Genomic DNA, 12,701 nt, shown 5'->3' with positions numbered 1-12,701 from the left:
ATCGTCTGTCTCAACTTCAACTACATTAGGATCTGGTTCGTCCTCAAGTGATAACTAGTCCATGTAGAGAAGAGACTTAACCTTTGAGCTATGCCTGAATCACTTTCTTAGATTTTTAGATCGTGATTCAGGCATATTTTTGCTAGTTAGGGTCCAGTTGGGCGTCCTTGGCAAGTGAGGTTTGCCGATTGAATTGGGCGTATTCTATGAGCTTCGACTCGATTTTTTTGTCCCCAATAGATAGGATTCGAAGCGCTAGAATTGCCGCATTGGTTGCATTGTCAATTGCAACGGTAGCCACTGGGACACCTCTTGGCATTTGGACGATCGACAATAGAGAATCTAATCCATCGAGTCGTCTGAGTGAAACCGGAACGCCTATCACTGGTAATGTAGTAGCGGCTGCGATCATTCCAGGGAGGTGCGCTGCGCCACCAGCACCGGCAATTATCACCTTGACCCCCTTGGCTCGTGCATTTGTGGCAAAGTCGAGCATCTCAAATGGCGTGCGGTGGGCTGACAGAATTCTCAACGTTGAGGACACCTCGAAGGCCTCGAGTACATCCTTTGCAACTTTCATGATTTCAAGATCGCTGCCAGATCCCATTGCTATGACGACGTCACTAATTTGTTCGTTCACGTAATCGATCCTTATCTTGTAGTTTTTTTATTTGTCTATGGCAAAAATAATACGGCTAGGTTCGCAACATGTTACTCGCACAGAGCAAATTCATGATTTGGATTGAAACCCTCATATATTTAGGATCTTTTGGATGGTCATTTCTCCGTCAATTATTAAGGCTAGAACGATTGTCGCCGAAGGAAAGATTGCGGTATTCAAATTTGGTAGTTTGAATACGATACTGTTATCCGATTGTCGTATAGGTGGTCGTTGAATTGAAGTTGACTAGGAATATTGGCCTACTCTCGAAGATGGATCTTCCGACCCGCGAGCGGGCTGGCATCTTTGGGGCTCTTCAACTTATTGCATTGAATTTAATCGGACTTTGCCTCCTCCCGTCGGTGGATTATTTTGGTGCGAATGAGCCTTTCTCGCTAATTATTTTGCTAGTTGGTCTATTTGTGGGAAGCATTTTTTTGGGGCTACCGTGGCGCAAACTTGACCAAAGGGTTAATCTTTTGATTTCGATTGCAGCCTTTATCGAGATCGGACTCCTGGGACCGCTTTTTAGGGGTGGGTTTTTTGTTCTTCCACCACTTATTTTGATGATTTATGTATACATTGGACTGATGCAGGATCCGAGGTTGATCGTTGTAAACGCAGCGATTGCTTTTTTTGCTTCAATTCCATTACTTTCGGGATTGCAAGTCCAAAGATGGCTCGCCGTTGGCGTTATCTCTCAATTGGTTGGCCTCGAAGTTGCCCTCTCTCTAGTATTACTTCGTTCGCATGAGATTCAAAAGAAGCGGATCAACGATTGGCTTCTGAGCGGATTCTCTGATGTTGCTAAAACGGGGCGAACTATTGATACCATGACCTATGTTGCTAAACACATCGATGGATTGCTGTCAACTTTTGGCGTTGTCTTGGCGATCTGGCAGAAAGGCTCGAGGTTTGGTTCGATACAGTTTGCAACTTCCTTTCCTGAGCGGGAGACATCGAAGTCTGTAACCTCCAATTTAGTGAGTTCCGATGGTAGGTCGGGTTTTATTGAAGCCTCTAGAAGCAAAGAGACGATCTTTGTTCCTAATACTGCATTGTCGGATCTGGACCGAAGTGCGGTAGAGATCTTCGGCTATTCAAGTGCACTTTTTATGCCGCTCGCCACCGAGACTGTTCTTAGTGGAGCGGTTGGTATCTATTGGAAGCGAAGTGCTCCAAAGCCCGAGGCAGATTTAATTGCGGCGATCTCATCATTTTTGGGCGAGGCGGCCAGGGTGATTGCCACTCAATATGAAAATGAGGAGTTAGCCACTAAGATTCGATTTGATGAGCTTACCGCGCTCTATAGCAGGCGAGCGTTTTTTGGAGAGTTGAATAATCTCGGTGACAATGACTCACTCGCTTTTTTTGATCTTGACCACTTCAAAGTATTAAACGATACTTTGGGCCACGCCCAAGGCGATCTCGAGCTCTATGAATTTGGTCGCATATTGCTTGGCGAGGTTCGTAATGAGGACTTGCCATGTCGCTACGGAGGCGAAGAATTTGTTGTCATTTTGCGCAATTGCGACGAGTCGGACGCGAGACTATTTGTGGATAGAGTTCGAATTAGCTGGAAGGCCGTAGGCAGAGTAACCTTTTCTGCTGGTATAGCGTGCATGCAACCGGGTGCGGCGCCGCCAAGCGTTTTGCTCGCAGCCGACAGGGCAATGTATGGGGCTAAATCGCGTGGTCGTAATGCAACTGTTGTCGGCAGTATCTCAGCGATTGACCAAACAGGTTCGATTCCGTCAGAGATCTCATTTAGAGTTTGACCGCACGAAGTCTTTGTTAGATTCAATCATGCCATTGCGATCCAAATCTTCGAAAAGGCGAATAAATGGGGCCTAGATTTCCACCTTACTTAAGCTGAAATGACTGATTTGCATAAAGCGGTTTAGTTTTGTAGTGCGTCGGCAATAGCTTGATTTGCCTTTGCGAGTGCATCTGTGGCGGTAGAACCTAGAGCAGTAATGTGGCCCAGTTTACGTCCATCCCTGGGAGTTTTGCCGTAGAGATGCACTTTGATATCTGGAGTTTTAGTAAGTTTTCCCAAATCGACTTGATAAGGAAGGTCGTTTTGGTTGCCTATGATATTTACCATCGCCGCCCCTTGTCGTAGGTTGGTCGACCCAAGCGGCAGATCCAAGATGGCTCGCAGATGATTTTCAAATTGCGATGTCACGCAAGCTTCGATTGTAAGATGGCCACTATTGTGAGGCCTCGGAGCCATTTCGTTGATTAATATCTGATCGCCAACGACAAACATCTCGATGGCGAGTATTCCAACCGCACCAGTCATCTCTGCGATTTGGAACCCTAGATTAGAGGCTCTGTCGATAAGTTCTTCTGGGATTGAAGAAGGTGCGGATACATGGTGGCAAATTGAATTGATTTGAAAGGTATCTAAAACCGGGTATGAGACCATTTGGCCGCTTCTAGCTCGTACTATTAGTACAGCTATCTCCTGGGTTATATCGAGTCGTTCCTCAACGACTACTTCAAAGTCACGAGGTAGCTTCGAGGATAATGACTCTAATTCAGATCGATTATTTACATAGAAGATTCCGCGGCCATCGTAACCTCCATGAGAAGATTTTATGACGCAAATTCCGCCAAGATCTTCAATTGCGAGAGTTAATTCTTGGAGGTTATGAGCTATGTGAAATTTGGGGGTAGGCAGCTTGTGTTCGGCCATCATCCGTCGCGAAACTGATTTACGTGCAGCCAATTCTAAAGTATTTGCACTGGGGAAGAACTTGGTGTGATGGTCATCAATTTGTCGCAGCGTGCTAGCTGGCACTAATTCGTGGTCAAATGTAATCAAATCACAATCGGTGGAAAATTTTGAGAGCTCTTCGAAGGTAAATTCTTTCACTCTCGTCGTCCGCGGTACAAAGTTCGGTGCAGATTCATCTGATTCAAGTGCTAGGAGCCTGAAATCAAGACCAAGAGAAATGCCAGCTTGGACCATCATTTGAGCTAATTGGCCGCCTCCTATGATTCCTACGACAGTCATATCTCTCGATCTTTCCTTTTACACACGGGGTTATAGTTTATGCGAATAATTGTGCGTGTAATGAAGCGATTGCATTCCTAAACCTGAATCTTTATCTCGGCACGACAATGTAAGTGACGATCCAAGATAATTTAAAACGAGACGTCGCTTAGCTCTGGAACCGATCGTAGGCTCTTAGCCTTGGACTCCTTCCACCTCTCTCGTCGGTCGATCCATTCCTTGGATTCCCTTTCGATCTGTGGGCGTAACATCACTGAGCCTCGTTGTAATTGATGAGAGTAATCTTCAATTGCAACCTCATTTAATTGCGAGAGGGCGAGTATGGCCGAGCCAAGGGTCGTAGATTCGCGCATAGGAGAGATGTTCAATGTCAAACCCGTTGCATTGGCGACCAGCGCGAGAAAATTCTCATTGAGTGTCATCCCACCGTCAACTCGAAGGTCGTTGATTGGGAGGTTGGTATCTTTTTCGGTCGCTTGCACTAAGTCGGCGGCAATTTGAGCGATGCCATCGAGAGTGGCAGCTAGCAGTGCCGTGCGATCGGTCGATAATGTGAGTCCCTGAATTGAGGTGCGTGCTCCGAAGTCCCACTCCGGAGTGCCAAAGCCCGCGCTTGCTGGAACAACATAGGTCCTAGAGGTATCCCTAAAGTTTTTGTCAAAGTTATTTGCATCTTCAAGCGATTTAATTATTCCAGTTGAGACGAGCCAATTTATGATGGATCCTGAACCTAGTGCTATGGCCTCACTCGCCCAATTGACTTGATCCATATGGGTATATGCAACGACAGGGAAGGTGCCGTTTTCTAGGCGCCTGGTTGTTGGCGGGGGAGTCTTGCCTTGATTTTGGTCAAGCATCGTACCTGTCCCAAAGGTTATCTTTGTGTCGCCCGGTTTGAATCCACTTTGGCCAATTAGCGATGCTTGTTGATCTCCAATGGTTCCAAGTATTGGTAGAGTACGTGCATCAATAGTCGCATCCCCTAGGTGCGAAGCACTGGGAAGCATCTTGGGGAGACATTCAAGATTGATCCCGACGTTCGCAAGGACCTTGGTGCTCCAAGAAAGATCTGTCTCTTGGATGAAGCCGGTCATTGCAGCGTTTGTGTGATCGGTTACGAATGACTTTCCATTGGTTAGGTGCCATATCAAGTAGGAATCAAGTGTCCCGAAGCATAAGTCATCGTGTTCGGCTGGATCTACAAGCGAAAACAGATATGCCGCCTTGGTGACACTTTGATTTGGAGCAATTGGTAGACCATTTTGGGCTAGCGCAATGCAAAGGGGGGCAGTGCGTAGGTCCATCCATGAGAGGATGGGGCCAACGCACTGGCCGGTCGATCTGCGCCAAACGGCAGTCGTCGCTCTTTGATTGGCTATTGAGATGGCATCAATCGAATTAGAATGGGTAAGGCCCTTTGAGATGACAGCTTTGGCGCTCTCGATGAACTCTTTGCCATCATATTCAACAAAATTCGGTATTGGAGTCTTTGGCCATATGGGAGTTGACCAAGCGGCACCTACTTGAAGATCATCAAAGACAATGGAGGCTTTGATGCTGGACGATCCGATGTCCACGGCAAGAATTTCATGTCGATTCAACATCGCGTCTTTAGGAGTCCTTCCAATTGGTAAATTTCGGCGTTAATATATGCAATTTGTCGTTGCCCTAATTTTGCATAAGGATTCTAGGGCAATTTATGCTTTAGAACTATCGAGAATTTCAGGTGGTAACTCTCTTGCGAGATCGTTGGAAAAGGCCATCGATAGGTTATCTTTTTCCACTTTGGTCAATTCAAGGATTTCGCCAAGGATTTCTAGGACCGGTTTTGAAAGCTCCATTGCAGCGCGCTGGTCCAAAATTCCAACGCGAACACGCCTAAGAAGAATATCCGAGAGCGTCAGAGCATCAGTCTCGACTATCAGCGCGACTATATCTTCCCGAGAGATGTCCCATCCGATCCCTGGAACTAACGATTTTCTTGCAGAATCTGGCGTTGGACTCTGTGGATCGATATGGGCAGGTGATCTTAACTTTATTCGCTTTGAAATTGACTTTGTGGCACGTCCGTCTTTTGTATCCAAGGCATCGATAGCATCCGAAGCCATCTTTCGATAGGTTGTGAGTTTCCCCCCAGTAATAGAGATCATTCCCTCGGGTGATGTGACAACCTTGTGGCGTCTTGATAGATCTTTGGTTCTCTCACTGAGCGCCTTTGAATCTTTCGGTTGTGAGACCAGGGGCCTCACGCCGACCCAAGCGCCTGTGATGTCAGACTTTGAAAGTGGGGTGTCTAGTGAGTAGTTGACTGCCCCTAGGAGGTACTCAACGTCGTCCATGGTGGTTTCGACCCTCTCTTTCCCAAGGTCAGTGTCTGTCGTTCCAACGTAGGTATAATCGCCCCAAGGCAATAGAAAGATCGTTCGAGAGTCATTTGGAACCGGCAGGACGTAAGCGACCTTCGCAGGTAGGACCTTCTGCGAAAAGACTATGTGAACGCCTTTGGCCGGTCGTATCTCAAACGGTGGTTTCTCTTTTAGTTGCGCCATGATCTGGGTGGCCCATGCTCCCGAAGCGTTTATGATGGTCCGGGCGCTTATCTCAAACTCTTGGCCTTCATCCTTGGAGCCCGGTGAATTATCACGGACGCGGTAGCCTTTGATTTTGTTGTTTTCTCCAAAGATGGGACTTATCGCTTCGACGTAGTTTGCAGCAGTCGCGGAATATCGAGTCCTGGCGGTATTTATGGCCGCGAGGGTAAGGGCTACATCATCTGCCCAGGCGTCATGGTATAAAAATGCGCTCGAAAAATTGTCACTGCGAAGGCGAGGAAACATTGATTTCGCGATCGATTTGTCCATGCGCTTGTGGAACGCTCCGATGCGAAAGCCGCCGGTTAGGTCGTATCCCCATAGCGCTGCCATGTAGGCTGGGGCCCCAAAGGGACCAAAAGGGCTGGCGGTCTTTCTGATCGGCAAGACAAAATCAAGCTTTGAGACCAGTTCTGGGGCGTTCGAAAGTAGTCGCGATCGTTCGGCAAGATTTTCATAAACTAGGGCGATTTCGCCTTGAGCTAGGTAACGAAGGCCACCGTGAATCAGTTTTGAAGACGCTGATGAAGTGCCGGAGGCAAAATCTCTTGCCTCTATCAGTGCTGCGCTATATCCGCGCGAGGCTGCCTCCAAAAGTGCACCCGCACCAGTTATTCCGCCACCGATTATCAGGACGTCAAACTTCTTTTTCGACAATTCATCTAGTGATGCGCGCCTCTTTGGCGATGTGATAGACAATGTATCCTCTCCGATTTTTGATTTTGGCGCTAGCCTAAATTGTAAATCAATTTTGGTATAGATATGCCAAATCTTGAAAATGATGGTCGGTATCTTCCTGAGAAGGTACACGAAAACGAACGTGACGTTTTATTTACCTAAGTTGTAAAGTGTCATTTATTTTAGCCAATAGCCTATCTCGGTGGCGACGGCTCTCATTTTGGATAGATTGAGCGATGGCGAATCGGCCCCCCCCAAAAAAAAGGCCTACAAAGCATCTCTTTCCCGGAGCAATCGATATGGAAGTGTTTGTGCTTTTGGCGCATCGCTGTTTGTCTTCTTTGGAGTTGCTTCCAAATCGCTTAGGATTCTTTCCTAGCGGGAGCTAATTTCGGGATACCCCTTGGATGGATTAAATTGGAGTTGGCCCTGATTTGGATTTTCATCTTTTACCATCATGAGACGCCTTAGTTGCTTGATTCGATATGAAACTGCGATGAATCGACTTCGACTAGTTGGTCCAACATAGCACCTGTGGCTTTCATGTTGCTCAAATGGTCCCTACGTAACTGAGGTTATCAATGGCGATTATTCGTCGATGGACGACGGAACGAATGTCAATTCCAGATAGGTGCTAAGACCTTATTGTAGCTGAGTGGTTATTCAGTCACTTTGATTGCGGCTTGGCTCAACTGAATCTTTTGCTCTTTTGCCCTGTTCGTGTAATCCCACTCAGACTTTGTTGGTCATGGTTTTTTGCACTTTGGTCTTTTGCTTCTATGTGGTGTTCGCTTTAAAGTATGGGGAGAAGATAGAGTTGAGGACTGGTCCTTATATCTGTATGGATTATCGTTTGTGAAGTTGCGCACTCGGGTCTGGGCCGCATGATCGAGATATTTGGACGAGGGAATCTCAAGGGACTTAGGCCTTCGTAGCACGAAATGATTACATGGAGAATTAATTAAATTTCTATCCCAAGGAATCTTATCTCTTGTCGACAGGTTATAACAACGGTCATTTATTGACATTTGTTAGTGAACGTAAATGACTGTTGATTAGATGGAAAGACAACTTGATGAAGAGCCCATCCGAGCTGACAGATGCTTTTCGAGCTGCTGGAAAAAAAGTTACACCTCAAAGAGCCAAGATCTTCCAGATTCTTTTTGAGAACCCAAATCACCCAAGCGCGGAGAGTGTCTTTGGTGAATTGGTAACTGAGATGTCCACCGTCTCGCTAAAGACCGTCTATCAAACTCTTGGTGAGCTCGTTGAGATGGGTGAGCTGAATGCTATTGATTTAGGGATCGGAGCTTTACGTTTTGACCCGAACCTAGATCAAGAACATCAGCACATGGTATGTTCGGTGTGTAAAGGTGTCTTCGACGTTGCTATTGAAACTCCAAAAGACATCGGCGTCCTTTCCCACAGAGTCGGTTTCTCGGTGGAGAGCGTTGAAATTACGGTTCGTGGAGTTTGTAAAACTTGCCGTAGTAGTAATGCTTCGAGCAATTGAGCTATTGTTCATTAAACCATCTAATTTAAATATCGCAATAAAACTAACTACAGCTTTCGAGTTGTTTTGAACAAGATTAGGAGAACTGAGCAAATGGCTGAGCTAAAAGGGACAAAGACCTCAGAGAATTTGAAGGAGGCCTTTGCAGGCGAATCCCAAGCAAATAGGCGCTATCTCTATTTTGCACAAAAGGCAGATGTTGAAGGATATCCAGATGTTGCATCTCTCTTTCGCGCTGTCGCAGATGGCGAAACGGGTCATGCTTTTGGCCACTTTGACTTTCTTGCTGATGGTGTAGGTGACCCAGTTACTGGAGTCGCTGTTGGGGCTACCGAAGACAACTTAAAGTCTGCCATTGAGGGTGAGACCTATGAATATACCGAGATGTATCCAGGCTTTGCGCGTACCGCTCGTGAAGAGGGATTTGACGAGATTTCTGAGTGGTTTGAGACACTTGCAAGGGCAGAAAAGAGCCATGCGGGTCGTTTTACTCAGGGACTTGAGTCACTGGCTTAAATAAGCTTTATTTTTGTAAGTTCTTAAAGTAGCAGCTATTTGAAAGACCATTGGTCTAGCCGCCTTCGCGGCTAGACCTGGTCTGATTATCTTGGAGAATGTACTTGACCATCACCTATGATCCAAAGAATCCGAAATACCACGATGAAGTAGATTTTCGTGGTGAGCTCGAGAGGGTATTTGACCTCTGTCACGGTTGTCGCCTTTGTTTGCACCTGTGTCCTTCTTTCCCGACACTATTCAATTTCATAGATTCATACGACGGTGACGTGGCCGCGATGACTCGAGCGCAATCCGATCAGGTCGTAGATGAGTGTTATCAATGCAAGTTATGTTATGTCAAGTGTCCATATGTGCCTCCTCACGAATGGGCGCTCGACTTTCCTAGACTGATGTTGCGAGCTAAGACGATTCGCAAAGAACGTGGAGAACAGACATTCATCGAAAAAGTCTCCGATAAGGTCCTTGGAAATACAGACCTGATCGGAATCGCTTCAGTGGCATTCTCGCCACTTGTCAATAAGTTGACAGATGTCCATTCAACCGCCAGCCGAAATCTTATGGAGAAAGGTTCAGGTATTGCAGCCGCTAGGGTCTTGCCACCCTATGCGAAAGAGAGATTTACTACGTGGTTTCGCAAGAGGCCAAGACCCTTTGTCTCAAATCGACGTGCCGATGCATCAGTCTTTCCAACTTGCTTTATTGAGTATATGGATCCCAAAATAGGCAAAGCGGTGGTCTCGGTCTATGAGCACAATGGGATTGGCTGCACTGTTGCTGAGCGCGCTAAGTGTTGCGGGGCACCTTGGCTCCATAGCGGTGATGTTGAAAAGTTTACAGAAGTTGCAAAGGCGAATGTTGAGGTACTAGATGCTGAAGTTCGAGCTGGTCGGTCTGTCGTCGTTGCCCAACCGACCTGTTCATATGTGATCAAGAGGGATTATCCAATCTATGTGGATACCGAGGCAGCTAAGAGGGTCTCTGAGGCCACCTATGACACCTCTGAGTTCTTCATGAAACAGTATCGACAGGACAAAGAGTCCATTGACCTTGAATTTCCCGGTGAGATTGCCCCAGACATCACCTATCACGCTCCTTGTCACCTTCAGGCTCAAAATATCGGCCTCAAGAGTCGAGATATGTTGAAGCTGACTGGTGCAAAGATCTCCGTGGTTATGAAGTGCTCAGGGATCGATGGGACATGGGGATATCGTGCGAAGAACTACGAACTCGCTAAGAAGGTCGCAGGTGGGCTAGCGCGTGCGATAGAAAAGACGCCGGCCACATCGATTTCGGGCGACTGCCACCTGGCCAACTATGCAATCACCGAAGAACTTTCTAAAAAGGTCGACCACCCAATGGTCATAATGGCTCGGGCTTATGGAATGAAGATCGATTAGCAGGTGAATCTATCTTTTTTATTGGCACTATCTGCTTGGACCGCGATAATTCCATAATTTTATTTATTCAAGATAAGCGTCAAAAGATATCAACTGGAGAATAGATGCAGCTTTTAACATTGGACGACATCGCTGATTTACGCGAGTATGAGAGAGTTCGAGATCAATATCGAAAAGAGATTATCTCACTAAAGAAAGATCGCCGTGTCTCGGTTGGGCCACTTCTTACCTTGATTTTTGAGAACCGCGAGACTATGAGGTTCCAAATTCAAGAGATGGCTCGCGCGGAGAAGATGGTTAGTGATGATCAGATCGAAACCGAATTGGCAATTTACAATCCTTTGATCCCAGCTAAGAATGAGTTGTCGGCTACCTTATTTTTGGAGCTTAGAACTCAGGAGGAATTGATGGAGTGGTTGCCAAAGCTAGTCGGAATTGAGGAGTCGGTAAAGCTTCAGATAAGCTTCGATGGCCAAGAGTATGAAGTCAATGCCACTACCGATCCAAGTCACAAAGAGCAACTAACTCGACAAGAGATGACCGCGTCGGTACATTACATTAAATTCAATCTTTCCCAGGAACAAGCTGATGCCTTTGCTAAAGGCGACGTCAAAGTTTGCTCTGGTCACCATTTTTATGATTTCGAGACACACCTATCGCCCCAATGCGTATCTTCGCTAGTCAAGGATTGGCAATAATTACCCTTGGGGGATTTTTTATCAAATCACGATTTTTCATTGGCTAAACTACGCTATTTCGGCTTTGGATCTCCGATAGAGGGTCGCTAAAACAACTATGCCATTTGTCCATTACTGCTATCTCAGAGATCGTCACACCGACGATCTCTGAGATACTTAGTTTTAGGGCCGTTTGCTGAAGGTTATAGCTCTTTACGAATGCACACTTTGGCCTTTTTAGCCTTGGCTATTGGTTGTCTGTTAATCAAAACATTCTCAGCAGATAAATTTGGAGATCGGAGTCTTTTTTTATTTGATTCCAGAGATGTTTCTTGACCTTTGGGCGTTACCGGGTCCGCCGTATGGGTAATCGCTAGCGCCAGGATCACTTGCTAGATTGAGTTCTTCAATTGAATCGTTGTCAAGGAGAAGATCTCCTGCGCCTAGGTTGTCATTTAACTGTTCTACGTTTCGACAGCCAAGTATTACGGAGCTGACAGAGGGGCGATCTCTCAACCATGCCAATGAGACTTGTGCCATTGTTGCATTAAAGTTCTTTGACGCTTTCTCTACGGCGGACAATACATCCCAGGTTCGTTCTTGACTGGAGCGTCGATAGTATGATTCAACTCCTCGATTCGGATTTTCACCAAGGCGTGTTGACCCAGTTGGGATCTGGTCTCTCTTATATTTGCCCGTAAGCCATCCGCCACCTAGCGGGGACCAAGGAAGAAGACCAACTCCATTTTCGAGGCAGGCTGGGATGATTTCCCATTCGATCTCTCTCGCAAGCAAATTATATTGAGGCTGGAGGGTCACAGGTGTATCGAGATGTCGATTTAGAGATAGATCTACAGTCTTTTGAAGTTGCCAGCCGGTGAAGTTTGACAGGCCGAAGTATCTGATTTTCCCAGCTGATACTGCATCGTTGAGGCACGAAAGAGTCTCTTCCAATGGTGTCCATGGATCCCAGGCGTGAACTTGGTAAAGGTCTATTGTCTCCAATCCAAGGCGCATCAGCGATGCATCGATGGCCTTTGTCAAATGACGACGGGAGAGACCAGCATCATTTGGTCCGCTTCCCGTTGGGAACCGACCCTTAGTGGCAATTATCACCTGATCGCGTTGGAATGGCGTTGTCTTTTTCAGCCATCTGCCAATGATCGATTCGGATTGGCCCTGTGTGTAGACGTCGGCTGTATCTATAAAGTTTCCTCCGGCCTCCATAAAGGTATCCAACTGCGCAAAGCTCTCGTTTTCGTCGGTCTCGTTTCCAAAGGTCATGGTGCCCAAGCAGAGTACTGAAACTGAGCATCCACTCGATCCCAGGGTCCGGTAGTTCATCTTTAGAGTCTCCTTAAAGTGGCTTTCTTTTTCAACGAAACTAGCGCAATGGCAGGTCTCTTGAGCGGTTTTTCTCGTTTTATACGTAATTAATTTCACTCTTGGCGAAAAGGCGGCCTCGCTTGTTTGGCGATGGCAAATGTACGGACCTTTCACGTTTAGTGAAAACAATGCGTGCAAATAGTAAAAATCAACCATTTATCGTTAAAGATTTGTTTTAATTGCGATTGCCTCTTTACAATGAGTGAAATCTGTCACATAATCGTGTTAATGATGAATTGCGCTGTGCGATGCATTTT

The 12,701-nt window shown here is 46.4% G+C and carries 10 protein-coding genes; 5 read left to right on the top strand and 5 right to left on the bottom strand.

Annotated elements, in window-relative coordinates; all coding sequences use genetic code 11:
• Nucleotides 1-142: 142 nt before the first annotated feature.
• Nucleotides 143-607 (bottom strand): 5-(carboxyamino)imidazole ribonucleotide mutase, encoded by a 465-nt coding sequence (gene purE, locus ACIDITHRIX25_RS75400; protein ID WP_201732966.1) that lies wholly within the window; start codon nt 605-607, stop codon nt 143-145.
• A gap of 290 nt (nt 608-897) precedes the next feature.
• On the opposite strand from purE, the gene ACIDITHRIX25_RS75395 reads away from it, so the two are divergent.
• The gene (locus ACIDITHRIX25_RS75395; RefSeq protein WP_201732877.1) at nt 898-2,439 is read left to right on the top strand and encodes a GGDEF domain-containing protein; all 1,542 of its coding nucleotides are present in this window, start codon (nt 898-900) and stop codon (nt 2,437-2,439) included.
• Nucleotides 2,440-2,561: 122 nt separating this feature from the next.
• On the opposite strand, the gene ACIDITHRIX25_RS75390 is transcribed toward ACIDITHRIX25_RS75395, so the two are convergent.
• From ACIDITHRIX25_RS75390 to ACIDITHRIX25_RS75380, 3 genes are all read right to left on the bottom strand, one after another.
• Complete coding sequence (locus ACIDITHRIX25_RS75390; RefSeq protein WP_201732876.1) at nt 2,562-3,683, bottom strand: 5-(carboxyamino)imidazole ribonucleotide synthase; 1,122 nt, start codon at nt 3,681-3,683, stop codon at nt 2,562-2,564.
• A 131-nt stretch (nt 3,684-3,814) separates the two neighbouring features.
• Complete coding sequence (locus ACIDITHRIX25_RS75385) at nt 3,815-5,287, bottom strand: FGGY family carbohydrate kinase (RefSeq protein WP_052606703.1); 1,473 nt, start codon at nt 5,285-5,287, stop codon at nt 3,815-3,817.
• A 93-nt stretch (nt 5,288-5,380) separates the two neighbouring features.
• On the bottom strand, nt 5,381-6,973 hold the full coding sequence (locus tag ACIDITHRIX25_RS75380) for a glycerol-3-phosphate dehydrogenase/oxidase (protein ID WP_160291886.1): 1,593 nt from the start codon (nt 6,971-6,973) through the stop codon (nt 5,381-5,383).
• Between the two features lie 1,054 nt (nt 6,974-8,027).
• Here ACIDITHRIX25_RS75380 and ACIDITHRIX25_RS75375 point away from each other — a divergent pair.
• The 4 genes from ACIDITHRIX25_RS75375 (at nt 8,028) to ACIDITHRIX25_RS75360 (ending at nt 11,079) form a co-directional block, all read left to right on the top strand.
• On the top strand, nt 8,028-8,465 hold the full coding sequence (locus ACIDITHRIX25_RS75375) for a Fur family transcriptional regulator (protein WP_052606701.1): 438 nt from the start codon (nt 8,028-8,030) through the stop codon (nt 8,463-8,465).
• A 93-nt stretch (nt 8,466-8,558) separates the two neighbouring features.
• The gene (locus ACIDITHRIX25_RS75370) at nt 8,559-8,981 is read left to right on the top strand and encodes a rubrerythrin family protein (RefSeq protein WP_052606700.1); all 423 of its coding nucleotides are present in this window, start codon (nt 8,559-8,561) and stop codon (nt 8,979-8,981) included.
• Nucleotides 8,982-9,085: 104 nt separating this feature from the next.
• Complete coding sequence (locus ACIDITHRIX25_RS75365; RefSeq protein WP_052606699.1) at nt 9,086-10,381, top strand: heterodisulfide reductase-related iron-sulfur binding cluster; 1,296 nt, start codon at nt 9,086-9,088, stop codon at nt 10,379-10,381.
• Nucleotides 10,382-10,485: 104 nt separating this feature from the next.
• Entirely contained in the window at nt 10,486-11,079 is a 594-nt protein-coding gene (locus tag ACIDITHRIX25_RS75360; RefSeq protein WP_052606698.1) for a DUF3501 family protein, read from the top strand.
• A gap of 288 nt (nt 11,080-11,367) precedes the next feature.
• On the opposite strand, the gene ACIDITHRIX25_RS75355 is transcribed toward ACIDITHRIX25_RS75360, so the two are convergent.
• Complete coding sequence (locus ACIDITHRIX25_RS75355; protein ID WP_052606697.1) at nt 11,368-12,402, bottom strand: aldo/keto reductase; 1,035 nt, start codon at nt 12,400-12,402, stop codon at nt 11,368-11,370.
• Between the last annotated feature and the right edge of the window lie 299 nt (nt 12,403-12,701).

This window comes from Acidithrix sp. C25 (genome assembly GCF_904848545.2).
Note: the sequence above shows the minus strand (reverse complement) of the source record. Positions and strands in the feature narration are given on the sequence as shown.